Annotated in this window: 20 protein-coding genes, 1 other RNA gene and 2 pseudogenes; 4 read left to right on the forward strand and 19 right to left on the reverse strand. The window is 33.0% G+C overall.

What is annotated here, in order from left to right:
• Positions 1–27: 27 nt before the first annotated feature.
• The 11 genes and pseudogenes from JCM14822_RS06045 to lgt form a co-directional block, all read right to left on the reverse strand.
• Positions 28–1236 (reverse strand): FtsW/RodA/SpoVE family cell cycle protein, encoded by a 1209-nt coding sequence (locus JCM14822_RS06045; protein WP_054740583.1) that lies wholly within the window; start codon positions 1234–1236, stop codon positions 28–30.
• A 5-nt stretch (positions 1237–1241) separates the two neighbouring features.
• A complete protein-coding gene (murD, locus tag JCM14822_RS06050; protein WP_172674776.1) occupies positions 1242–2609 on the reverse strand; it encodes a UDP-N-acetylmuramoyl-L-alanine--D-glutamate ligase in 1368 nt (455 codons plus the stop codon).
• A 43-nt stretch (positions 2610–2652) separates the two neighbouring features.
• The gene (gene mraY, locus JCM14822_RS06055) at positions 2653–3606 is read right to left on the reverse strand and encodes a phospho-N-acetylmuramoyl-pentapeptide-transferase (protein WP_054740586.1); all 954 of its coding nucleotides are present in this window, start codon (positions 3604–3606) and stop codon (positions 2653–2655) included.
• A gap of 24 nt (positions 3607–3630) precedes the next feature.
• A complete protein-coding gene (locus JCM14822_RS06060; RefSeq protein ID WP_054740587.1) occupies positions 3631–4983 on the reverse strand; it encodes a UDP-N-acetylmuramoyl-tripeptide--D-alanyl-D-alanine ligase in 1353 nt (450 codons plus the stop codon).
• On the reverse strand, positions 4983–6434 hold the full coding sequence (locus tag JCM14822_RS06065) for a UDP-N-acetylmuramoyl-L-alanyl-D-glutamate--2,6-diaminopimelate ligase (protein ID WP_054740590.1): 1452 nt from the start codon (positions 6432–6434) through the stop codon (positions 4983–4985). The genes JCM14822_RS06060 and JCM14822_RS06065 overlap by 1 nt, the downstream gene beginning before the upstream one ends.
• Positions 6435–6499: 65 nt before the next feature.
• Positions 6500–8448, reverse strand: a pseudogene (locus tag JCM14822_RS24870) (penicillin-binding transpeptidase domain-containing protein).
• A gap of 62 nt (positions 8449–8510) precedes the next feature.
• Entirely contained in the window at positions 8511–10649 is a 2139-nt protein-coding gene (locus JCM14822_RS06075) for a penicillin-binding transpeptidase domain-containing protein (protein WP_054740591.1), read from the reverse strand.
• Between the two features lie 14 nt (positions 10650–10663).
• The gene (locus JCM14822_RS06080) at positions 10664–11095 is read right to left on the reverse strand and encodes an FtsB family cell division protein (RefSeq protein WP_172674777.1); all 432 of its coding nucleotides are present in this window, start codon (positions 11093–11095) and stop codon (positions 10664–10666) included.
• 29 nt (positions 11096–11124) lie between these two features.
• On the reverse strand, positions 11125–12060 hold the full coding sequence (rsmH, locus tag JCM14822_RS06085) for a 16S rRNA (cytosine(1402)-N(4))-methyltransferase RsmH (RefSeq protein WP_054740593.1): 936 nt from the start codon (positions 12058–12060) through the stop codon (positions 11125–11127).
• Positions 12061–12552: 492 nt separating this feature from the next.
• Positions 12553–12714: an aspartyl-phosphate phosphatase Spo0E family protein gene (locus tag JCM14822_RS19170; protein WP_083461296.1), complete on the reverse strand. Its 162-nt coding sequence runs from the start codon at positions 12712–12714 to the stop codon at positions 12553–12555.
• 125 nt (positions 12715–12839) lie between these two features.
• Entirely contained in the window at positions 12840–13688 is an 849-nt protein-coding gene (gene lgt, locus JCM14822_RS06090) for a prolipoprotein diacylglyceryl transferase (RefSeq protein WP_083461297.1), read from the reverse strand.
• Between the two features lie 108 nt (positions 13689–13796).
• On the opposite strand from lgt, the gene JCM14822_RS20070 reads away from it, so the two are divergent.
• Both JCM14822_RS20070 and ychF read left to right on the forward strand, forming a co-directional pair.
• Positions 13797–13964 carry a hypothetical protein gene (locus JCM14822_RS20070; RefSeq protein ID WP_157047651.1) on the forward strand — a complete coding sequence of 56 codons (168 nt, stop codon included), beginning with the start codon at positions 13797–13799 and terminating at the stop codon, positions 13962–13964.
• A gap of 85 nt (positions 13965–14049) precedes the next feature.
• Entirely contained in the window at positions 14050–15144 is a 1095-nt protein-coding gene (gene ychF / locus JCM14822_RS06095) for a redox-regulated ATPase YchF (protein ID WP_054740594.1), read from the forward strand.
• A gap of 63 nt (positions 15145–15207) precedes the next feature.
• Here the strand turns inward: ychF and JCM14822_RS06100 are convergent, their stop codons facing one another.
• The 3 genes from JCM14822_RS06100 to JCM14822_RS06110 all read right to left on the reverse strand — a co-directional run bounded on the left by JCM14822_RS06100 (position 15208) and on the right by JCM14822_RS06110 (position 16900).
• The gene (locus tag JCM14822_RS06100) at positions 15208–15690 is read right to left on the reverse strand and encodes a GerW family sporulation protein (protein WP_054740596.1); all 483 of its coding nucleotides are present in this window, start codon (positions 15688–15690) and stop codon (positions 15208–15210) included.
• Entirely contained in the window at positions 15680–16339 is a 660-nt protein-coding gene (locus JCM14822_RS06105) for a hypothetical protein (protein WP_157047652.1), read from the reverse strand. The genes JCM14822_RS06100 and JCM14822_RS06105 overlap by 11 nt, the downstream gene beginning before the upstream one ends.
• A 267-nt stretch (positions 16340–16606) precedes the next feature.
• Positions 16607–16900, reverse strand: a complete 294-nt coding sequence (locus JCM14822_RS06110) for a hypothetical protein (RefSeq protein WP_054740600.1) — start codon at positions 16898–16900, stop codon at positions 16607–16609.
• A 174-nt stretch (positions 16901–17074) separates the two neighbouring features.
• Here JCM14822_RS06110 and JCM14822_RS23675 point away from each other — a divergent pair, with 174 nt between their 5' ends.
• Together JCM14822_RS23675 and JCM14822_RS23680 are read left to right on the forward strand one after the other, a co-directional pair.
• Complete coding sequence (locus JCM14822_RS23675; RefSeq protein WP_054740601.1) at positions 17075–17986, forward strand: mechanosensitive ion channel family protein; 912 nt, start codon at positions 17075–17077, stop codon at positions 17984–17986.
• Complete coding sequence (locus tag JCM14822_RS23680; RefSeq protein WP_054740603.1) at positions 17956–18252, forward strand: mechanosensitive ion channel domain-containing protein; 297 nt, start codon at positions 17956–17958, stop codon at positions 18250–18252. Before JCM14822_RS23675 ends, JCM14822_RS23680 begins: the two co-directional genes overlap by 31 nt.
• Positions 18253–18341: 89 nt before the next feature.
• On the opposite strand, the gene rnpB is transcribed toward JCM14822_RS23680, so the two are convergent.
• From rnpB to rpoD, 5 genes and pseudogenes are all read right to left on the reverse strand, one after another.
• An RNA gene (gene rnpB, locus JCM14822_RS06225) (RNase P RNA component class A) lies at positions 18342–18691 on the reverse strand.
• Positions 18692–18740: 49 nt separating this feature from the next.
• The gene (locus JCM14822_RS06125; RefSeq protein ID WP_054740605.1) at positions 18741–20396 is read right to left on the reverse strand and encodes a nucleoside kinase; all 1656 of its coding nucleotides are present in this window, start codon (positions 20394–20396) and stop codon (positions 18741–18743) included.
• A gap of 17 nt (positions 20397–20413) precedes the next feature.
• Positions 20414–21513 (reverse strand): annotated as a pseudogene (locus JCM14822_RS06130) (Nif3-like dinuclear metal center hexameric protein).
• A complete protein-coding gene (locus JCM14822_RS06140; protein WP_054740613.1) occupies positions 21501–22190 on the reverse strand; it encodes a tRNA (adenine(22)-N(1))-methyltransferase in 690 nt (229 codons plus the stop codon). Before JCM14822_RS06140 ends, JCM14822_RS06130 begins: the two are co-directional and overlap by 13 nt.
• A gap of 93 nt (positions 22191–22283) precedes the next feature.
• Complete coding sequence (gene rpoD / locus JCM14822_RS06145) at positions 22284–23375, reverse strand: RNA polymerase sigma factor RpoD (RefSeq protein WP_172674778.1); 1092 nt, start codon at positions 23373–23375, stop codon at positions 22284–22286.
• Position 23376 lies beyond the last annotated feature (1 nt).

Here is a 23376-nt window from a genome sequence, read left to right on the forward strand (position 1 = left end):
TGCCTCAAACTGTAAAAAGGTACCAATTTATTTTTTTACTTTTTGAATATTCGCTGATTTAGACACGTTAAGTAATATACCTAATGTTGCAAGTAATACCGCAACTGCTGTACCACCATAGCTTACAAGAGAAAGTTGCATTCCTGTTGTAGGAATTGTATTTGTGTTTACTGCCATATTGATGATAACTTGAATAGCTATCATTGAAGATATTCCTGTCGCAATCAATGAGCCAAAGTAGTCTATTGACCGCATAGCTACACTTAGTCCCCGTATAATTAAAATAGCATAACCTGAAATTAATACAAGTGCCCCTACAAGACCTAACTCTTCACATATAACTGCAAAGATAATATCATTATACGGCTCTGGTAAAAAGCTTTGCTTTTGAACTGAATTACCAAGACCTTTACCAAACAATCCACCAGATCCCACTGCATATAATGCTTGTATTGGTTGATATCCTGAATCTTTTGGATCAATCCATGGATCTAGCCATACTTGAATACGTTCCAGTCTATAGGCTGGTAATACAACTTTTAAAATAGGGTTAGCAGGATCTTGACCTTCTGGCGTAGACATTGCTAATGAATAGGCACCAAACACAGCACAAGCTCCTAATATAACAATTACTATGTATATTTTTATTTTAGGCATAGAAATAAAGCACATTACAAATCCAATTCCACCAATAACAATAGCTGAACTTAAATTCTCAACCATAACTATTCCTGCTGGTATAAGAAATATTCCCCAAGCACCTAAACGATATTTGATATTATTAAAATTCTTCCTATTTCGTACAATATATGAAGCTAACATAATAATAACAGCTACTTTAGCAACTTCTGACGGTTGAAATTGAATAGGACCAATAGCAATCCATCTTTTTGCACCATTTACTTCTTTTCCTATAAACATAACTAAAATAGAAAGTGTAATGCTACCCAAATAAATCGCCCAGTTAATAATTGGCACTGAAAAGATATGATAATCAAATCTATAAGTCAGCCATAACATAACTACAACACCTACTCCACCAATTCCCAATTGCTTTAAAGCAAAGTTTGCAGGTGCCTTACCATTGTTCACGCAAAAATAGAAACTTGCACTGTATACCATAACAACACCAAAAGCAAATATCAAAAGTATAACTGCCATCATAATGTAATCAGGTGTTGCCATGTTTGCTTTTTTCTTCTTTCGTACTTGGTTTGATGATTGTTCTACTCCCATTTATTTCACCCTTCCAAATTGTGTACGATTTCCTTAAAGATTTCTCCCCTTCGTTCATAGCTTTCAAACATATCCCAGCTTGCGCATGCAGGTGATAATAAAATACAATCACCTTCATGACTTTCAGCATAAGCCATTTTTATAGCATCTTCAAATGTTTCAAATGTTGCTACATTATAGTAGCTTTGCTCAGCACATTCTTTAACAATTTGTGCTTTTGTTTCACCAATGATATATACTTTAGCTACTAGACCTTCAAATAATGCAATCCATTCTTTGAAGCTAATTTGTTTATCCATTCCTCCAGCAATAAGACGAATAGGCTTCTTAAGCACACTAAGCCCTACAAGGCCAGCTCTTGCTGCATCTGTATTTGTTGCTTTAGAATCATTAAAGAAATCTACGCCACCTTTATTTGTTACATACTCTGTACGGTGTTCTACACCTTTAAAACTTGTAAGTACGTTTTTAATAATATCTACTGGTACACCAAATGCACGACACATTGCTGTAGCTGCTAATGCATTTTCAATATTGTGTGAACCTTTGATATAAAGATTATCACTATTACAAATAACTGTTTCTTCACCTTTAATATTTTCCATTAACATGCCATCTTTTAAATAAGCACCACATGCAGGTACTTCTGTTAATGAGAATGCAATTTCTTTACAAGATAAAAGTTTTTTAGCTTCTTCATAATAAGTATCTCTTGTATTTAATACACAGTATTCATCAGCTGTTTGATTTTTAAAGATATTGTATTTACAATCACAGTAATTTTCCATTGTATGATGTCTATTTAAATGATCTGGTGTAATATTTAATAAACTACTTACTTTAGGATGGAATGTTTTAGCCGTTTCAAGTTGGAAACTACTTACTTCAGCTACAACGATGCCATCTGCTGGAATATGCCCTACTTCTTCACTAAATGCACGACCAATATTACCTACTACGAAAGTATTTTCATTGTAAGCTTTCATTATTTCACCGACTAATGTAGTCGTTGTTGTTTTACCATTTGTACCTGTAATGGCTACAATAGGTGCCTTACAAAATGTAGAAGCAAATTCAAATTCACCTGTTACCTCCACACCTGCTTTTAAAGCATCTTGAATAAGTTCAATCTCTAATGAAATTCCTGGACTTGTAATGAATAAATTATATTCTTCTACTTTTACTTCGCCACCTAAAATATACTTAATCCCACTGGCTTTAAGTGCTTCAATTTGTGCCTGTGCTTTTTCATCCCATTTTTCATATGGTTTACTATCATAAATACAAACATCTGCATGGTGATCATATGCTAGCTTTGCTGCACCAATTCCACTACGTGCATTTCCTACAACTAAAACTTTTTTTCCATTCATGCTCATGAGTTCTTCCTCCTAGTTCTTTTATGATGCTTTATGTTTATCTTGCAATAAGTCCGATTAAACACATAATAGCTGTTACAATGCTAAATACTGCAACAACTTTTGTTTCTGGCCATCCACCAAGTTCAAAGTGATGATGAATAGGTGCCATTCTAAATAATCTTTTCTTTGTTTTTTTGAAATAAAATACCTGTAAAATAACAGATACATTTTCAATAACATAAATTAAACCAACAATTAAAATAAATAATGGCATTTTCATTACAAATGCTGTAGCAATAACAAACCCACCAAGGGCAAGAGAACCTGTGTCTCCCATGAATACTTTTGCTGGATAAGTATTAAAGAGTAAGAATCCTAATAAACTCCCTACTGCTGCTGCTGCAATTGGGAATGCCCCACTACCTACACCTAATGCAATTGCTGCGAAATAAGTTGCTACTAATACAGTAATGCTTGAAGCTAAACCATCAAGACCATCTGTTAAATTAACAGCATTTACTACAGCAAGTACTGCAAATACTAAGAATGGCCAATAAAGGATACCCATATCCCATGCTTCTCCACCTGTAAATGGTACAATAATTTCTGTATTAAGCCCTAAGTAAGACTTTAATAAATAAGCAAAAATAATTGTTACCACTAATTGACCTACAATTTTTTGCATTGCTGTAAGTCCTAGTGAACGTTTTTTAACTACTTTGATATAGTCATCTAAGAAACCAATGATTCCAAATCCTACTGTTACTAATAAGATAAGGTGCACTTCACGATTTCCTTTCATAAAGAATAAACTCGTAATGACCATACTTGCTAAAATGATTACACCACCCATTGTTGGTGTTCCTGCTTTTTTTAAATGACTGTTTGGCCCATCATCTCTTACGTTTTGCCCAAACTTAAGACGTTGTAACATTGGGATTACAAATGGGCTTAATAATATACTTAAGAAGAATGCAATTAAAACTGCATATAACGCGTTATTTTCCATCTGATTTCACCTTTCCTAACTCTTCTACCATTCTTCGAAATGCATACCTCTAGAAGCTTTGAATAATAAGGTGTCCTCATCTTGTAAAAATTGCTCCTTGTTTTGCATCCAAGCTTCTTTTGTTTCATAATAAACGACTTGAATATTGCCTGCTTTTTTAGCACCTTCATAAATATGACGCGCAAGTGGCCCTACAGCACATAAAAGATCAATCTCTAAAGCTACTGCTGCTTCTCCAACACTTGCATGAAGAGCTGGGGCAAATTCACCTTGTTCTAACATATCCCCTAAAACAGCGACTTTTCTACCCTTGCTTTCATAGTCTTTTAAGACTTTTAAGGCAGCTTTCATTGATTCAGGACTTGCATTATAAGTATCATCAATTAATGTCATATTATTGATACCTTTTGTAATATGCATACGCATTTTAGCTGGTGCATAGTTTTTAAGACCACGTTTGATTTCTTCTTCTGTAAGTCCACAAGCTTCAGCTACAGCAATTCCTGCAAGCACGTTATAAATCATATGTTCGCCTAATGCTTTGATTTCGATATCATAACTTTCACTTGGTGTTTGAATATGTGCACTTGTATATTCTCCATTTGTTACAATGTTCGTTGCTCTATAAGGCTTACCTTCTGCAAAACCATACTGAATAACTTCTATATTTTGTGCTGGCATACTACCTAGTAAATCATTATCACCACATACGATTAATTTGCCGCCTTCTGCCATGCCATCAAGAATTTCAAGTTTAGCTTTTAAAATACCTTCACGACTACCTAAGTTTTCAATATGAGATGTCCCGATATTTGTAATGATTCCCATATTAGGCATTGCTACATAACTTAAATTATGAATTTCACCAAAATGGTTCATTCCCATTTCAACAACTGCAATCTCATGTTCTGATTTCAATTTAAATAATGTTAAAGGTACACCAATCTCATTATTATAGTTTCCTTGTGTCTTATGCACGTTATAACGTCCACTTAGAATAGCTGCCACAATCTCTTTTGTGCTTGTTTTACCAACACTACCTGTAATACCAATAACAGGAATGCTAAATAAATTACGATAATAGTGTCCAAGTTCTAATAGTGCCTTTCCTGTATCTTCTACTAAAATAGTACAAAGACGTGAATCCACTACTTCTTCATTCATCGTAAGTGTTACAATGCTACCTTTATCATAAACATCTTTGATAAACACATGCCCATCAAAATTCTCACCTTTAAGTGGTACAAATAAACTGGAATCTGTAATTGCTCTTGAGTCTGTCACAATATCTAGTATTTGTTTATTGGTATCAAATGCTTCTTGATTTAAGCATTTTCCTTTAACCGCTTTTAAAATATCTTCTAAACAGAGCTTCATTAAACTTCCCCCTGTAAATAAGCCGCTACAACTTCTGAATCATCGAAGTGAATAATGCGGTCTTTTAATATTTGATAATTTTCATGGCCTTTACCAGCAATTAAAACAACATCGTCTTTTTGTGCTTTCTTTAAAGCAGTTAAAATTGCTTCTTTACGATCTTCAATTTTTACATAGTCTACGCCAGTGTCTTTTACACCAACTTCTACTTCATCTAAAATCTGAAGTGGATTTTCTGTTCTTGGATTATCAGATGTAATAATTACATCATCTGAATATTTTGCAGCAATACTTCCCATTATTGGACGTTTTGTTTTATCTCTGTCTCCACCACAACCAAATACAGTAATAACTTTACCTTTTACAAATTCTTTGATTGTTTCAAGTACATTTTCAAGTCCATCTGGTGTATGTGCATAATCTACAAGTACACTATAACCATGTGTTGATTTAAATGCTTGCACACGTCCTGGTACACCTTTTACTGTTTTTAATGTTTCAATAATATGTGTCATTGGAATATTTAGGTTTACCGCTGCTGCAATGACAGCTAGTGTATTATATACTGTAAATTTCCCTGGAATAGGTACTTCTATCTCAAATGTTCCTTGTGAGCATGTTAAAGTATATTCTACGCCAGCAGCATGTATGTGAATATTAGTAGCATGGTAATCTGCCTCATGATCAATGCCATAAGTTACAACCTGGCAAGTTGCCCCCTCACTGATAACATCTACATAATCTGCATCTTTATTAATAATACCAACTTTACACTTTTTAAATAATTTTGCTTTTGCTTTTGCATAGTTTTCCATTGTAATATGGAAATCTAAGTGATCTTGTGTAAGGTTTGTAAAAATACCAACACCAAAGCTTGAACCATCTACACGGTTTAATTCTAAAGCATGAGATGAGACTTCCATTAATGCACAATCCACATTACTTTCAACCATCTTTTGGAAAAGTGCTTGAAGATCTACTGATTCTGGTGTTGTACGCTCTGCTTTAAGAATGCTATCTCCAATGCGATTTTCAATTGTCCCAATAATACCTATTTTTTTATGATATGCCTCTAAAATTTGACCAAGTAAGAATGTGATACTTGTTTTTCCATTTGTACCTGTTACTCCTACTAATTCAAATTTTTCTGAAGGATTATGATAAGCATTATTTGCAACTTGTGCCATAGCACTTCTTGTATTATTTGTCTTTAAAATTGTAATGCCATCTACATCACAATTAATATGTTTTTGAACAAGAATTGCTTTAGCACCATTTTCAATAGCCTTATCAATAAATGTATGCCCATCTGTTTTAAATCCTTCTATTGCAATAAACAATCCACTTTGTGTTTTGATACGTGAATCATAAATAATATGGTCAATTTCTTGTTCCATGTTACCACTTACACACTCAAAGCTTATTCCATTCATTAGCTCCTTTAGTTTCATGTTGATCCTCCTTATTTAAATTTCCTTGTTATTATAGCACGACTTGAACTGATAAAAAAGTCATCTTAATGGGTATAAAGGATAATTTTACTTATTTTGTTAATACTTTCACCTTCTAACGGAAATTGTGCACCTACCTCTTCACCTTCCCCATTTATATCTACTTGTATGCCTTGTTCCTTTGCAAAAGTTTTTGCATCTTTTGATGTCATTCCTACAAAATTTGGTACTATCATTTTTTGTGTTTCATCAAGTTTTACTTCTGCCTCATTATAAACAGGTTCTATCCCCAAATAAGGTAATGCATTTTCTAATATCTCATGCATAACTGGTCCTGCAATAACTCCACCATAGTAAGTTCCTTTAGGTTCATCAATAATTACTAAAGCTAATACCTTTGGTGCTTCTGCTGGTGCGAAAGCTAAAAATGATGCTGTATATTTTCCTGATCCACGAGGTAATTTTTGAGAAGTTGCTGTTTTACCACCAATGCGATATCCTGGAATATAAGCCTTATGTCCACCACCTTCTGATACAACAGTTTCTAAAATCTTTTTCATTCTTTCACTAGTCTGTGTCGAAATAATCTGTTTTCCCTTTTCATAATTAAACGTTTGAATAATATCTCCTGTATCATTAATTATTTCTTTACCTAAATGTGGTGTCACGCGATATCCCCCATTAATTGTTGCTGAAGCACCAACTAAAAGCTGCATTGGTGTAATTTGAAATGATTGACCAAAGGACATAGTTGCAAGTTCTACTGGTCCAATATTACTTTTACTATGTAAAATACCAATTGCTTCACCTGGTAAATCAATATCTGTTTTAGACTTAAAACCAAATTTTATCATATAATCATAAAACTTACTCGCTCCAATCCGCTCAGCAACTTCCATAAAAACAGGATTACATGAATTCTGTACACCTTGTACAAATGTTTCATCTCCATGAGATCGTGGACTACGCCAACACTTAATAGTTCTTCCTGCAATAACTTTACTTCCTGTGCAAACAAACTTGTCATTTTCACTAACTACATTTTCTTCAAGTCCCATTGTTGAAGTGAAGATTTTAAAAGTTGAACCTGGTTCATATGTATCATTAATTGTAAAGTTACGCCACATTTGATTTAAATATTCTTGTTGTTCCTTTTGAGAATATAGCTCCAATTATTTTTCAGCTCTTCATTATTAATTGTAAAAGGCTCATTTAAATTAAAGTCAGGTTTAACTGCCAAAGCATAAATCTCTCCATCTTGTGGATTCATCATAATAATAGCACCACGCCTTGCATCTTTCATTTCAACAACACGTTCCAATGCTTGTTCTGCATATTCTTGCAATGTAATATCTAACGTGGTTACAAGATGATAACCATTTTGAGGATTTATACGTACTTCTGCCTCCTCCTCTCTTCTTTCTCCCTTTCCATTAGTCTCCATAAGAATATTACCTGGTTTTCCTTTTAAATAACTATCATATTTCACTTCTAAGCCTACAATTCCTTGGTTATCCTTTCCTACAAATCCCAATGTTTGAGATGCTAATGTATTATAGGGATAATATCTTTTAGAATCCTCATCAACTTTGACCCCAGGTAAATTAAGCTCACGAATACTATCAGCTATTTTTTTATCTACCTTAGTAGCAATTCTTTCAAAAGCTACACGCTTTGTAACTTTTTTATAAACTTTTTCATAATCCATATTAAGATGCTCCGCAAGTACTTTAGCCACCATCTCTGAATCCTGAATTTGAGCATGTACAACACCAACAGTTGCCACAGAAGCACTCTTAGCCAAGACCTCTAAATTTCTATCATAAATTATTCCTCTTGTAGGTGCGATTGTACGATTTCTAGTTTGCTGTTCAGATGCTCTATCATCCAACATTTTGCCTTCTGCAATTTGTACATACCCTAAACGAATAGACATACCTACAAGCCCAAAGACAAAACAGCCCGCTACAATAAGAATTCTCTTTTTTAGTAAAACTGGGATGCCTTTATACATAAAAAACCTCCTTTAAAAGTTGTCTTACCTAAAGTCTATTTTAAAGAGGGGGCATTATGACATTATTCAGTTGTTTTAACGATAACTTGGCTATCTTTTTCTATCTTAGTCCCACCACGTGGTATTTGACTAGTAATTTTGCCTTTTTCACTACCTTGAAGTACAAACTTCCCATCTAAAACTTTTTGAGCTTCTTCAATTGTCATGCCCATGATATTGGGTACAGCTACTACATTTTTAGCATCTCTTGCCTCTGTATAAAGCTTAATCTTCACTCCCTTAGTTGCTATCTCTCCAGCCTTAGGATATTGAGAAGTTACAGTATTTCCTACACCCACTATTTCATAATCCAATTTATCATCAAATAATGTATTGATTGCTGTATAAATATCTTGATTACTTACATTAGGTACACTACTTGTTTTCACTTCATCTTTTTGGGCAGTTTCACTTAATTCAATCTCTAAATATGGTAATATATTTTCCATCATTTCTCTAAAAGCATTTGCTGGTGCACCTGTTCCTTCTGGAATATTATCCAGCGTGATAAGCCCTACAACTTGTGGGTTATTATATGGCACACTACCAATAAACGATAAAACATAATCACCATTTACACGCCCTATTTTCTGCGCTGTTCCTGTTTTACCACCCACATCATAACCACTTACAGCCGCCGCATTACCAGTTCCTGAATCAACTACTTTCTTAAGATATGTTGCTACCTTTTTAGATGTTTCACTAGAGATTACTTGTCTCAAAACACGTCTTTTATGTTCATATAAAGTCGTATGATTATTTCCTGTAATTTCCGAAACTACATAAGGTTCTATCAAATATCCACCATTAATAACCGCTGAAAAAGCCTTAACAAGTTGCAGTGGCGTAACTGTCATTCCTTGTCCCATAGAATAAGTCGCCTTTTCAACTGGTCCAAGCTTATTATGTAAAAGCCCTGCGTTATCACCTGGTAAATTAACCTCTGTTTTTTCACCAAATCCAAAACGCTTCATATAATCTAGTATCTTTTCAGAATCCATCTTCTTACTAATTTCAATCATGCCTACATTACAAGAATTTGCCAATACATCCTCTAGTGTTTCAAGACTATGTCCAGATGTTTTCCAGCAGTTAATATTTCTATCTGCTACTGCTATTGAGCCTGGACAATTATATGTCTCTGTCCCATCAATTACGCCCTCTTCTAAAGCTGCTGCCACAAATATAGGCTTCATTGTTGAACCTGGTTCATAGGTATATTGAATACTTCGATTTATCCAAGCTGCATTCATTTTTTCATATTGCTTTTCCCCGCTTAAATTATCCCAAACACTCTGACCAAGCTGCTTGCTTAAATCATTATAATGGTTAGGATCAAATTCTGGATAAGAATACATTGCATAGATTTCTCCTGTATTCGGATTCATAATTGTTGCAGAGGCATTTATTGCCCCATACTGAGCAATATATTTACGCATAATTGTTTCCACATATTGCTGAATCACTTCATCTATTGTAAGTTTAACAGTTGCCCCTGCTTTTCCTTCTTGTGTTTCCCTAGTTACAATTTTTGAATCTTGATATTGAGAAAAAGTGCGACCTGGTACACCAGCTAAGTATTCTTCATACTGCTGTTCAATACCATATTGTCCAACCCCATCCTTATTAAAGAATCCAAGAAGCTGTGCAACTAATGTTTCTTTAGAATATTTACGAATATACGTTTCGACTAAACTTACACCACCTAATCCACGAAGTTCTTCCCCTACTTCTGTATCTATATTTTTAGCTAATACCTTATATCCCGAAGTAGGATTTACATCTACTATTTTTTTAAGTTCATCTACAGTCTTGCCTACAACCGGTGAAAGTTCTTTATATATTTCAAGACGTTTTTCTTCACTTAAAGTTAGTACGTCTTTGGGACTTAAAACTATATTATATGCTAATACACTTGTTGCTAACGTTTTATTATTGCGATCCACAATAGCGCCACGCTGTGCTTCAATATCTGTTTCGCCATTTGTTAAACGATTTGCAATAACTGTTTTATATTCCACGCCATGTACAGCTTGTATATATGCTACTCTACCAATTAAAAAAACAAAACAAAAAACAAAACAAGTTAAAAGTACAAAAATTCTGCCATTCATTTTATATCTAGGTGGTAGAGTTGTTCTTTTCTTCTTACGTCTTTTCATATTCCTACCTACTTTTAATGATTATATACAACATAACTATCTTTTGGTAATTCAATATACACGATTTGGTGTGCCATTGGCTCGCTCATACCAAGCTCTTTAGATGCACGTTCACGTATATAATCTAAATTAAGTTTTTCAGATATTTTAGCTTCTGTTAAACTAATTGTACTTTTAGTATCTCTAATTTCATTTTTAATAGTACGCAATTCTTTTTGTCTTGTCCCAAATTCAGCATATTGATGAATATAGAAAAACGCACCTAAAAATACTAACAGACCACATAAAGAAACCTGTATTGCAAATCTAAAATCTCTTTTCTTAACTTTTCTATTTCTACGTACGGGTGCTTGTGGAGGTGTTTGCAAAGGTAATTCTTCATAATAATCATATACTGTATTGCCAATTTGATAATTATAATTTCCTTTGAGTTTCTCTCCCATCATTCACTCCCCCTTTATGAGATGGTATATTGTTATAATTTTTCAACAATTCTTAATTTTGCACTTCTAGAACGATGATTTGCCTCTAATTCTCCTTCTGAAGGTAAAATAGGCTTACGTGTAATTACTTTTACCTGTGGTACTTTACCACATACACAAACTGGAAATTCCTTTGCACAAGTACAAGGATCTTCTAGTTTTTTAAATGCTTGCTTTACGATACGATCTTCTAGTGAATGGAAAGTAATAATACATAGTCTTCCACCTGGTGCTAATTTCTCTACTACATCGTTAATAGTTGGTGCAATAATTTCAAGCTCACGATTAACTGCAATGCGAATTGCTTGGAAAGTACGTTTTGCAGGATGTGGACCATCTTTTCTCGCGCCTTGAGGAATCGCTTTTTTAATTACATCTACAAGTTCATATGTTGTTTCAATTGGTTTAAATTTTCTTTCTTCTACTATAAATTGTGCAACACGTTTTGCCCAACGTTCCTCACCATATTCTTTAATAATTCTGTAAAGTTCTTCTTCTGACATTTCATTAACCACATCATATGCTGAATATTTACTATCTTGATTCATACGCATATCAAGTGGTGCATCATGCATATAAGAAAAACCACGGTCTGCTTCATCTAATTGGTGTGAAGAAACACCAAGGTCAATAAGCATCCCATCTATTTTCTCTACACCTAAAGATTCTAATACATTTGCTGTTTGTTCAAAATTACTTTTTACAATACTTACTTTAGCTTTTACATCTTTTAAACGTTCTTTAGATACAGCTAACGCATTATTATCTTGATCAATGCCTATAAAATGTCCTGCTTCTGATAAATGGCTACATACAACACTAGCATGTCCTGCACCTCCTAATGTACCATCTACATAAATTCCATTAGGTTTAATTGCCAATCCTTCAATACATTCATTTAACAATACTGATACATGTTCAAACTTCATTTCATCACCTTAAATTTTTAATTGTTCCATTTGCTCAGCCAAAGTCTAGTTCAATTAAAAGTGTCTTTTATATAGTATAAATAACGCCTTCACTTGCCAAACTTTTATATGGTTTCCCATTCCTATAACTACTATGTCTTTTTCAATATAAGAATATACTCATATAAGTGCTAGGGCAATAAAATACGCCCTTTTATATCGGCCATGCGTATCCACTATACGCTTAATTTACCTGACAAAAAGAAGCGAACAAATTTCTAGCATTCATGTTAGTAACTAGGAGAGCTTAATTTTTTTCTATTCCAAACAGGGCCTATCACGCCCAATTTCTTATATTTTATGACTTTATGGATAAAATTTCAAGTCAAATTTGATTAAATGCTTCATTTAATGTGTTTTTTAATTAATTCTAATTAAAAAAGCATCCATCAAATGTATAACCTTACATTTAATAGATGCTATATAATTTACATTCTTTAACTTATCATGTAGTTAAATATTTTCAATACTTCTATAATACTTTACAATCTCTTTGTCAAGCTGCATACTTAATTTATATACAGTCTTACTTCTACATACATTTGCTCCAGATGTCATTAAAAGTCTGTTAAGTGCTTCTTGCATTGTTGAAATGCGCTTCTTTCTATTATTCATATAAATCCCCCTTAAAAATAAAAAACATAAGTATAAATATTTTGAATTTTCTTTTTCTCTTTAGAGTTATTATAGAACAAAACTTGGAAGAAAACAACATTTATTCGTATTATTTGTATGATATTTTATTTTTTTCTAACTCTTCGACAAATAATTATTCCAATTAATCCCAATACAACTGACAATATAGCAATTATTTGAGAAATTGGGATATTAATACTAGGCACTATTAGTTGATCCGTACGTAATCCTTCTATCCAAAATCGTCCTATTCCATAACTGGCTAAATATAAGAAAAATAATTCGCCATAATTCTTACGATACTTACGATAAATTAGTAATAATACTAAAACTCCTATATTCCAGCATGATTCATAGAAAAATGTTGGATGCACTTGGATATAATTTTGTCCAAATGCAACTTGAATATGATTGAGTAGATCCTGAGATATAGGCAATTTTGCCTCACTTTGTAAAATACGCATAGCAAAGATATTTTCTGTATATCCTCCAAAAGCCTCTTTGTTTGTAAAATTTCCATAACGCCCTATAATCTGTCCTACCACTAAACCATATACTGCTAAATCAGTAAACTGCCAAAAAGAAATCTTTTTATATTTTGTATAAATAACCGCTACTAGTATAGAAACTATAATTGCACCATAAATAGCTATACCACCTTGCCTGGTATTTATAATTTGTCCCAGGTTTGCATGGTAATAATCCCAATTAAATGCAACATAATACGCTCTTGCACCTATTAATGCAAAAATAATATCATACATGATAAAATCTGTAATAATGTCTGGATTTACATTTTCTTTTTTCGCCATATATGATGAAATTAATGCGCCGCATATAATCCCTGATGTAATAATGATGCCATACCAATAAATTGCAATACCGAAGACTTTAAATGCAATTGGCGAAATATTAAATGATAAATTCAAATATGGAAAATATATATTTGGCATAATAAACCTCCTTTTTTATTTTCTCATTATATGCCATTTAACTTCTAATGTAAATGAGGTATAAATCTTATATTTTCACTTATACTAACCTCAAAAGGTGGTGTGAATATGCGTCAAAAAGCTAGACATTATCGTGCTGTACAACGCCAAAAAGAAAATGACGAATTTAATGAACTTTATCCTGTTTGCATGGATTATTCGGCCTTAGCTGTTGTTGCTGGCACTTGTACACTTATAGGTTTTTTAATTGGATTATGTTTATCGCATAATAAATAAAACTGCATTTTATTGCAGTTTTATTTATTATGCGATAAACTATACTATGGATGTTAAAAATAATAACTGAGGAAGGATGAAACATATGAAACTCGGAATCGTAGGGCTTCCTAATGTAGGAAAAAGTACTTTATTTAATGCCCTTACTAAAGCAGGTGCTGAATCTGCTAACTATCCATTCTGTACAATTGAACCTAATGTAGGGGTTGTTGCTGTACCTGATAAAAGATTAGAAGTATTACGTGAAATGAATAACTCTCAACGCGTATTACCTGCTGCTATAGAATTCGTAGATATTGCTGGTCTTATCAAAGGCGCTAGTAAAGGTGAAGGTCTTGGAAACCAATTCTTATCTCACATTCGTGAAGTAGATGCTATTGTACAAGTTGTACGTTGCTTCGAAGATGAAAACATCGTTCACGTAGATAAAGTTGTAGACCCTATCCGCGACATCGAAACAATCAACCTAGAGCTTGCATTTGCAGATATGGACGTTTTAGAACGTCGTATTTCAAAATCAGCTAAAGCTGCAAAAGCTGATAAAGCTGTAGCTGCTGAAATTGAAATCTTAAAAGAAATCTATGCTACACTTGAATCTGGTAAAGCTGCACGTACACTTTTAGGTGATGATACTGAAAAAGATGCCTTTATTCAATCACTTGGCCTTATTACAGCTAAACCAATGCTTTATGCCGCTAATATTTCCGAAGATGATTTAATTGGTGGTATTAAAAATGAATACGTACAACGTGTACGTGAGTTTTCTACACAAGAAGACTCTGAAACTTTCGTAATCTGTGCTAAAATCGAACAAGAATTATCTGAACTTGATGAAGAAGAAAAAGAAATCTTCTTACAAGATTTAGGTCTTGACTCAACTGGTTTCGACCGTTTAGTAGCTGCAAGTTACAAACTTCTTGGACTTATCAGTTACCTTACAGCTGGTCCACAAGAAGTACGTGCTTGGACCATTACAAAAGGAACCAAAGCTCCAGGCGCTGCTGGTAAAATTCATTCTGACTTCGAAAGAGGATTCATCCGTGCTGAGGTTGTTAACTTCGATGACCTTGTTGCATGTGGTTCTTACGCTGCTGCTAGAGAAAAAGGACTTGTACGTCTTGAAGGTAAAGAATATGTTGTTCAAGATGGTGATATCATCGTCTTCAGATTCAATGTATAAACTTATATATGTATAATATAAAAGGCTACTTCTTAATCGAAGTAGTCTTTTATATTTATGTTTTTAATCTTCCATTTGATGATACTTTTCTTCTGACTCACTTACAGCCTCATTTTTTGACTTCCTAGCTGATCTAACTTTATTCTCACCCTTATGTTCTGTAAAATGTGATACAAATTCAGGTGCTTTTGCTACAAGTCCAGGAATCATATCAATAAGTTTTGTAATACTATCTTGAGCTCTTGTATTAATAAGCTGTGTTGTCCCATTTTGAATAACAAGCATGGCGCTTGGTGTAATCTTAGCGCCAATCCCACCAGCACCAGCACCACTTCCACCAGCCACATTTTTCTCACGTTCTTTTTTACGTTCAGTAAAGTTATTACTCTCAGTTGCCCCTGTTGCTGCTGCAAAACTTACATCTACAAGTGGTACTAAAATAGTATCATCAATATGAATAGGTTCACCTACTACTGTCTTTGTTGTAATAAAATTTTCTAACTGACTCATTAACTCATTTAAATCTTTATTAATTTTATTCTCCATATTTTTCTTCCTTTCTAATCTTTAATACTAATCTAATGTACTTTCGTACTACTGGTTTTAATGTAAAACTGATAATACGTTTTAAAATACCTACTATACTAAATCGTCCCTTTGCTAAAAATCCACCCCATATACCGCTTTTTTCAAAATCACCACGTATAATACCATGTTTATAATAAAGCTGATATGCCATTGTAAGCTTAGCAATTAGTTCACCTGTATCAGCAGGATCATCTTTCCCTATTACAAGTTCATAGGACCATTTCCTTGGTAAAACATATTTTAAAATGCTTTTGAGCAGCCTTAATATTTCCCTTACAAGCTGCCAAAAATCTTTTCTTAGTAATAATTTTTTAATCTGATGCCCCTCTAAATTTCTAGCAAAACGTTTGGTTTCTTCTTTTTCGTCTTCTATAGTATCTTCTGTTATTTCTTCAGCGCTCTCTGCTACTGGGGTATCTATTTTCTTCACTGTATCATTTACTTTTTTATATTGCTGATTTGTCTGATAATCCCCTTTTTTGTGTGCTATGGCTTGTTCATTTTTTAAACTCTGCCTTTTAGATTTATCCTTTTCCTGTCTTGCACTTTCTTTTACACCATTTTCTTCTCCAGCATCTTTTTTAACAACCCTTTCCTTTTCTTTCACCTTATCTTCATATATTATCTTGCCCAGTATTCTTATCTCATGATTTTTATAACCTTCCTCTAAGCAAAAGTGCCCTTTGAGTATGCCTAGATAAGTAAATTTAATATCATATATTAGCTCATTATACTTTTCCAAATATGCTTCATAAGAAATTGGAATTACCAGTATAATAAATAAGCTCAGAAGGAGCAGACCTAGAAGTGCTAAGAGTATAAAAATGATTATTTTTATTATTAGCCATAAAATACCCATTATACACCTCTTTTATTATGTTTTTAGACCTTCATAATCCTGTATTTGCTTATTGTAAATGGCATCAATACGCTGAACAATATGATGCGTTGCTACTTCCTTAGAATGTGCAATTCCTACCACATAGCATTCTTTATGCTGCTCTTTTATTTGATGTGGCCTTAAAATCTCAAACAACCACTGCTTCTTACTTCCTGTGCAAATAATATAACCATTTATACTGCATTTATTATAAAGCTTTAAACACATCAGCTGCCATCTACTCCACTTTACCTTTTCATCAATCCATAAATCTTTTGATATTCTCATAGACCCGCCTTTTCTTTAATTATTTTATTTTTATACTATTCACAGTAACCTGTTATATTATACCATATCCCATTTTTTTTGCCTTAAATTTGGCTTTTATTTTCCCCTTCTTCCGTTTATAATAATATCATTGAATAAAATGGCATTGCCATATTTTTAAAGAAAGGACTCATCATGAACGAATTTTTAGTTATAAAAGATTTTTTATATAACTTTTCCCGTAACTCACTCTACTTACGCTTGACTGCCAGCTTAGTTTTACTTATAAGTTCTTTAATCAGTCATCGTTTATTTAGTCGCCTTATGATTAAGCTTGTATCTCGTATTGAGATTAAACATACTCGTATTGATTTAAATCATTTAGATGCATTACAAAAACCTTTTAATCATCTATTTGTATTAACAGGTATTTATTTTTCAATAGCTGTTTCGCCTTTAGTCATTTATAATGGTGTTACAACAGAATCTTTTTGGTTTGTTCAAATTCCTATTAGTATTATTCCTTTTAAAGTACTTAACAAGTTCTTTTTCTCACTTGTTTCTGCTTATATGACATGGATTATTTATTTGATCGCCCATATTTACGAAGAGCTTTTAAATTACCTTAACATTAAGTTACCATTTATGGATAACTCTCTATTTCTTCGTTTTACAGCACGTATTATCCGTGCAGGAATTATTATCATAGGTGTTTTTATTTCTTTAAGCTTTTTATTTGAAGGACTTCCATCCATACTTACAGGTGTAGGTCTTGGTGGTGCAGCCTTAGCTTTCGTTGCTAAAGATGCCCTGTCTAACGTATTTTCAGGAATGATTTTAATGTTTGATAAACCATTTGTAATTGGCGATTGGATTGAAATTATAAGTCTTGAAGGTGTTGTAGAAGATATTAGCTTTAGAAGTACAAGACTTAGAACCTTCACTCAAGGTCAAGTAGTCATTCCAAATGCACAAATTAGCAGCGCTAATCTCATCAACTGGACACGTATGGAAAAACGTCGTGTAAAATTTGATTTAGGTGTCAGCTATAATACTTCTATTAATGATTTAAATACATGTATCAAAAAATCAAAAAGATTTTATTAGAAGATCCAGACGTAGAAAATGAAACTTATATTGTTGTATTTGAAAACTTTGGTGATTACGCACTAAATATTCAAATTCTTTATTATTCAATGCATACAGACTATGCATCCTATCTTCAAGTTAAACAACGCATCAATCTAGAAATCTTAAAACTTTGTGAACATATTGGGGTAGATATTGCATTTCCAACACAAACACTTTATATGCAAAGAACGCCTAAAGTACCTGTTAAACCTCAGGAAGTTTTTCCAGTGCATAAAGTATAAAAAAGGTAGCTAAGTTTTAGCTACCTTTTTTATACTTTATTAAATTTCACCCTCAAATTAAAAAAAGCTTAAGAATAATCTTAAGCTTTGTGTTAACCAAATCTATAAGCCGGGTTCTGTATTAAACAGTCATCTATCTACGCTAATAGTTACCTATTAGCTCTAGCGACCTACCCAAAGACTAGCGAGCCACTATTAACGTCTTTCTATACGGTCTTGCTCCAGGTGGGGTTTACATGGCTCCCTTAGTCACCTAAGGGACGGTGAGCTCTTACCTCGCCTTTCCACCCTTACCTATCTTACGACAGGTGGTTTATTTCTGTTGCACTATCCTTAGAGTTGCCTCCACTGGGTATTACCCAGCACCTTGCTCTGTGGAGCCCGGACGTTCCTCAAGCACCTTCTTTCGACTGATGCGTGCGACTGTCTGATTTACTTAACAGCTTCATTAGTATAAGTTATTTTTATATACTTGTCAACTAATGTTTTTATTCAAATGAACTTCCACCTACAAATTCACGTAACAAAGAGTTTGTTGGAATTTCTGAGCTATCCATTACTAAGAAATATTCAAAGAATTTTAAAATACGTTTTGCTTCACTATAATAAGGTGAATCTGGACCTACTCTGAATAAAAGTGGTTCAGCCTTTGCTTTAAGTGCCGCAAGTTCATAAATTAATACTGTATTAAACATTACATCTGCTTCTTCTTGGAATGGGAAAATATTTTTTTCTTCCCCACGTCTTACAGAAGCCCAACGTTCCAAAGTAAGCTCTGGTGCTGTACCACGATATGCATTATCTCTTACCATACGTCTTATAAGTCTTGTATCTGTAGTTGGAATACGATTATGCTCATCAATATTCAGTTGAGTTAAACAGCTTACATAAACTTTAAATTTATTTTTCTTAGGAATTGCATAACTTAACTTTTCATTTAATCCATGAATTCCTTCAATAACAAGTACGTCTTCCTCACCTAAACACATTGTATTACCTTTATATTCTCTTTGTCCTAGAACAAAGTTAAAGGTAGGAATTTCTACAGTCTCACCTGCAATAAGGCGTTTCATATGTTCATTAAATAAATCTACATCTATTGCTTCTAATGCTTCAAAATCATATTTACCTTGTTCATCTCTTGGTGTATGTTCACGATTTACAAAATAATCATCTATAGAAACCAGATGTGGTTTCATACCATTAACACGTAATTGTACACAAAGTCTTTTAGCAAATGTTGTCTTTCCTGAAGAAGATGGTCCTGCAATAAGTACAAGTTTCACAGCACCTTTTTCTGTGATTTTATCTGCAATACTTGCAATCTTCTTTTCATGTAAAGCTTCTGAAATCTTAATAAGCGCATCTGTTTGACCCGATGCAATAATATCATTTAATGAACCTACTGTATCTACTTCTAAAATGCGTGCCCATTTTTCAGATTCTCTAAATATATTAGAGAGTTTAGGTTGTGGTTTGAATTCTGGCAAAACGTGTGGATTTTTCTCATCTGGGAATTGTAATATGAATCCATAAGCATAAGGAATTAATTTAAAAAGTTTAAGAGCCCTTGTATTACATAGCATATAACCATAGAAGTAATCTTTAATACCATCTAATGTGTACATATTTACTGTAGATGTACGGCGATATTTAAAGAGTTTCATCTTATCTTCTAAGCCATTTTCTTTAAAATATGCCATAGCTTCTGGTACATGCATCAAAGATTTTTCAATAGGTAGTGCTTCAATGACCATTTTCTTCATTTCTGCTTCAATTGCGACTATATTTTCTTCTGTACAGCATGCTTCATGTTCAAACTCACAGAAATAACCACCTGTAATATGATGATTCACTAAAACATGGCAATTTGGAACAACTCTTTTAGCTGCTGCTATAAGTAAAAAAGTCATACTTCTTTGATAAACACGCATACCATCTTTTTGATTAAGTTCAATAAAACTAAAATCATTTAAGTCTTCTTCTACTTTACTTGAAAGTTCTTTTAGTTTATGTCCTACTTCACCTATCATAATAGGATAAGTATATTGATTTTGTACTAAATCAGCTACCTCACCTAGAGTAATTCCTTTTGTAACTTCTAATACTTCACCATTTTTAAATTGTATCCTTGCTTTTGTCATCTCTCTATCCCCCTAAATCATTTTATGATTAATGTTTCTCCATCTACCTCAGAACATATTACTTCTAAGTGTTTTAGGTTTTCTTTTAAATAAGCACAAATATGTGCTATAGCAATATTCTCAGAGGCATAATGACCAATATCAACAACTGGTATTCCTAATTCTTTAGCCATTTGTCCTTTATGAAACTGCATATCTCCCGTAATATACACATCTGCTTTAAATGCTGCTTGTTTTATAAAATCACTACCGCTTCCTGAACAAATCGCCACGCTTTTAATAGGCTTATTAGTTTCTTGTGTGATGCGTACATATGGCATCTTAAATACCTTTTTAATTTCTGTAATAAGTTCTTCAAAGCTTATTGGTACTTCAAACTTACCAACTCTACCAATTCCAATTGGCTCACTTAAATCTACCAAGTCATATACATCATATGCCATTTCTTCATAAGGGTGTACTGCTTTAATTTTTTTAATTAAATCAGCTACTTCATCTTTATAAGCCATAAATTCAATTTTATTTTCAACAACTTTTTCTAACCTATCAGTTGTTCCAATGAAAGGCTTACTACCTTCAAGGGGCATAAAACTGCCTTCGCCTTGACCACTAAATGTACAACCTTTATAGTTTCCAATTGTACATTCATTATAACGAATAATCGCCTCACGTATTACTTCAAGATGAGTTGTTGGTACATAAATAATCACTTTGCAAAATGTACGACTATCTGTTGGTGCAAGTACTGTAATTTCTTTAAGATTTAAAAGCTCACATAAGTAGTCATTTAATCCACCTTGAGCTATATCATAATTAGTATGCATGCTATAAACAGCAATATCATTTTTCACAAGCTTCTTAATCATTCTACCTTTAGTATCATCTAAGTTTAACTTTTTAAGTGGTACAAAAAAAATGGATGATGACTTACAATACATTTAACCCCTTTTTTAATAGCTTCATCTACAACACTTTCATTAACATCTAAAGCGCAAAGTACTTTATCAACTTCTTCCTCTTTACTTCCTACCATCAGACCTACATTATCCCAACTTTCTGCCAAATGACATGGTGCGAGTTTTTCTAGTACTGTCATAATCTCTTTTAGTTTAGGCATGCAATCACCTCTCTGATTTCTGTAATCTCTGCTTCTAATTCTTTTACTCTTTCTTCAGCTTGTACACCTTGATTTTCATTTAAATGTTTCTTAATTTCTTCAAGCTTATCTTGTTTTTTTATAAGCCATTCTTTAAATAATGGTAATTTCTTTTCAATTAGACATTTACCATATACATATTCATATGTTTTACTATATACTTCTTCACCTTTTTCCACAACCAATATTGTATAGTATTTATTATCATCTTTTGCAAAATCTTCTGTGATAATTTTAAAATGGTTTGCATGTAAAAACTTTCTAACTTCATCAATATCTTGTTGTGGTTGTAGAATAAGACGATTTGCTGCTTTTACAACTGACATAGCCGCTTTTAAAATATCAATAATTAAATAACCACCCATACCCGAAATCATAATCACATTGCCATCTTCTTCTGTAATCCCTTGAAGACCACTTGTTTGCTTAAGTTTAATATTTGGAATGTGATACTTAGTGATATTTTGCTTAGCTTTAATAAGTGGTCCTTTATTAATATCAGTTGCCATACAACTTATAGTAATATTATTTTTCATTAAATAAATTGGTACATAAGCATGATCTGTTCCTACATCAATGACACGACTACCTTGTGGCACATATTTTGTAAGCGTTCCTAAACGATTCGATAATTGCATATTTCACCTCTAGTATTTCTCTTTATAGAAAATAATAGAAGTTGCAAAAAACAACTTCTATTATCCTCACTTCTATTATATATGATTTGACTTTTATTCTAAATAATCTTTAAGTTTTTTACTACGACTTGGATGTCTAAGTTTTCTAAGTGCTTTAGCTTCAATTTGACGAATACGTTCTCTTGTTACGCTAAATTCTTTACCAACTTCTTCAAGTGTACGCGCACGTCCATCATCAAGTCCGAAACGTAAACGTAGTACTTTTTGTTCTCTTTCAGTTAATGTATCTAAAACTTCAATAAGTTGTTCTTTTAATAAAGTAAACGCAGCTGCTTCTGCTGGTACTGGAATATCTTCATCCGGAATGAAATCACCTAAGTGACTATCTTCTTCTTCCCCAATTGGTGTTTCAAGAGAAACTGGTTCTTGAGAAATTTTCATAATTTCACGCACTTTAGAAACTGGCATTTCCATACGTTTTGCAATTTCTTCTGGTTGTGGGTCACGTCCTAACTCTTGAAGAAGTTGACGTGATACACGCATTAATTTATTAATTGTTTCTACCATATGCACTGGAATACGAATTGTACGTGCTTGGTCAGCAATAGCTCTTGTAATTGCTTGACGAATCCACCATGTTGCATAAGTACTGAATTTAAATCCTTTTGTATAATCAAACTTTTCAACAGCTTTAATTAACCCTAAGTTACCTTCTTGGATAAGATCTAAGAATAACATACCACGTCCTACATAACGTTTTGCAATACTTACTACAAGTCTAAGGTTGGCTTCAGCTAATTTTTTCTTAGCTTCTTGATCACCCTCTTGCATTCTTTGAGCAAGGACAATTTCCTCTTCTGCAGAAAGAAGTGGTACTTTTCCAATTTCTTTAAGGTACATACGTACTGGGTCATCAATGCTGATACCATCTGGTAAATTACTAAAATCAATATCTGTATCGTCTACTTCGATTTCATTTAAATTACCAATAACATCAATGTTTTGTGTTTCAAGATAATCATAAATTTGTTCTATTTTACTCGACTCCAACTCCATATCAGAGAAAACATCATTAATGTCGTCTTGTTCTAAAACACCTTTTTTCTCTTTTGCAATATTTATAAGTTGGTCTAGCTTGGCCTTAAATGCTAACTTCTGTTCTGCTAAATCTTTCACTATTATCAAT

Origin of the sequence: Cellulosilyticum ruminicola JCM 14822 (assembly GCF_001311925.1) — a bacterium.
GTDB classification, from domain to species: domain Bacteria; phylum Bacillota; class Clostridia; order Lachnospirales; family Cellulosilyticaceae; genus Cellulosilyticum; species Cellulosilyticum ruminicola.

What these genes read in the sequence shown, in the direction of transcription:
- JCM14822_RS06045 (WP_054740583.1), bottom strand. Translation starts at nt 1,236, where the DNA reads ATGGGAGTAGAACAATCATCAAACCAAGTACGAAAGAAGAAAAAAGCA.
- murD (WP_172674776.1), bottom strand. Translation starts at nt 2,609, where the DNA reads ATGAATGGAAAAAAAGTTTTAGTTGTAGGAAATGCACGTAGTGGAATT.
- mraY (WP_054740586.1), bottom strand. Translation starts at nt 3,606, where the DNA reads ATGGAAAATAACGCGTTATATGCAGTTTTAATTGCATTCTTCTTAAGT.
- JCM14822_RS06060 (WP_054740587.1), bottom strand. Translation starts at nt 4,983, where the DNA reads ATGAAGCTCTGTTTAGAAGATATTTTAAAAGCGGTTAAAGGAAAATGC.
- JCM14822_RS06065 (WP_054740590.1), bottom strand. Translation starts at nt 6,434, where the DNA reads ATGAAACTAAAGGAGCTAATGAATGGAATAAGCTTTGAGTGTGTAAGT.
- JCM14822_RS06075 (WP_054740591.1), bottom strand. Translation starts at nt 10,649, where the DNA reads ATGAAAAGACGTAAGAAGAAAAGAACAACTCTACCACCTAGATATAAA.
- JCM14822_RS06080 (WP_172674777.1), bottom strand. Translation starts at nt 11,095, where the DNA reads ATGATGGGAGAGAAACTCAAAGGAAATTATAATTATCAAATTGGCAAT.
- rsmH (WP_054740593.1), bottom strand. Translation starts at nt 12,060, where the DNA reads ATGAAGTTTGAACATGTATCAGTATTGTTAAATGAATGTATTGAAGGA.
- JCM14822_RS19170 (WP_083461296.1), bottom strand. Translation starts at nt 12,714, where the DNA reads ATGAATAATAGAAAGAAGCGCATTTCAACAATGCAAGAAGCACTTAAC.
- lgt (WP_083461297.1), bottom strand. Translation starts at nt 13,688, where the DNA reads ATGCCAAATATATATTTTCCATATTTGAATTTATCATTTAATATTTCG.
- JCM14822_RS20070 (WP_157047651.1), top strand. Translation starts at nt 13,797, where the DNA reads ATGCGTCAAAAAGCTAGACATTATCGTGCTGTACAACGCCAAAAAGAA.
- ychF (WP_054740594.1), top strand. Translation starts at nt 14,050, where the DNA reads ATGAAACTCGGAATCGTAGGGCTTCCTAATGTAGGAAAAAGTACTTTA.
- JCM14822_RS06100 (WP_054740596.1), bottom strand. Translation starts at nt 15,690, where the DNA reads ATGGAGAATAAAATTAATAAAGATTTAAATGAGTTAATGAGTCAGTTA.
- JCM14822_RS06110 (WP_054740600.1), bottom strand. Translation starts at nt 16,900, where the DNA reads ATGAGAATATCAAAAGATTTATGGATTGATGAAAAGGTAAAGTGGAGT.
- JCM14822_RS23675 (WP_054740601.1), top strand. Translation starts at nt 17,075, where the DNA reads ATGAACGAATTTTTAGTTATAAAAGATTTTTTATATAACTTTTCCCGT.
- JCM14822_RS23680 (WP_054740603.1), top strand. Translation starts at nt 17,956, where the DNA reads ATGTATCAAAAAATCAAAAAGATTTTATTAGAAGATCCAGACGTAGAA.
- JCM14822_RS06125 (WP_054740605.1), bottom strand. Translation starts at nt 20,396, where the DNA reads ATGACAAAAGCAAGGATACAATTTAAAAATGGTGAAGTATTAGAAGTT.
- JCM14822_RS06140 (WP_054740613.1), bottom strand. Translation starts at nt 22,190, where the DNA reads ATGCAATTATCGAATCGTTTAGGAACGCTTACAAAATATGTGCCACAA.